Consider the following 794-nt stretch of genomic DNA (forward strand, 5'->3'; position numbering starts at 1 on the left):
TACCAAGCGGGTGGTTAATCACACGGGACCCGACAGGTAGCTGCTATTTTTTATAGTCATTAAGGAATCTGAGTATTTCACCAAATATATCTTTTGCGCTCTTCTCAAGTATAGCGAAGTGTGTGCCATTTTTTATTTTTACGTATTCCTTATCATTAGAAGATATAGCTTTGTAAAAATTCCCTGATGAATAAGCAGTTGATGTCATATCGTGGTCGGCTCTAATAACTAAGGAAGAAGACTTAATTAAAGAAGGGTCGTGGACAGCCTTGCCAGAAAAAATATCATACAAATCAGCTAGAGGTCCAGTAGGAACGATAAAGCTATCGCCTTCAGAGATAGAACTCTTTAGAGTGTTTTCGATAACAGATGTTAAAACTTCTCTTCTTCTCCAAAGTTCTTTATCGTTAACAGGTATTTCTTCATCCCACCTATCTATGAATTTTTTATTTTTAATAAAAACATACCCTAGCTTCTCCCCATCACGCTCAGGGATAAGATCGTATTTTGGTTTCCAATACTCCGCTGCACAAAGGTCAAAACCAATAGGAGCATAAAAAATAGATTTGTTTATGCTGCCATGCAGCCTCGAACTTAGCGCTTTAGTTAGAACAACAGTCCCCCACGAGCAGGCAATAGCGTTTACTGAATCGTTTATCGTAGAAAATTTAATATATTCCACCAACTCAGCCAGATGTTCTGCCGCCCTATCTGCTCGTGTTTCAGAGATTCCCAACAGCTCGTAATTATCCACTTTAGACATTCTACGCTTTGTCTGAAAAATGATGTCTTGC

The 794-nt window shown here is 38.5% G+C and carries 1 protein-coding gene; it reads right to left on the reverse strand.

All coding sequences use genetic code 11. The features are described from left to right. Positions 1-43: 43 nt before the first annotated feature. The coding region (locus CCD76_RS19950; protein WP_218777094.1) for a hypothetical protein at positions 44-794 on the reverse strand (751 nt) is incomplete at its 5' end.

Origin of the sequence: Salinicola salarius (genome assembly GCF_002179555.1) — a bacterium.
GTDB classification, from domain to species: Bacteria; Pseudomonadota; Gammaproteobacteria; order Pseudomonadales; family Halomonadaceae; genus Salinicola; species Salinicola salarius_A.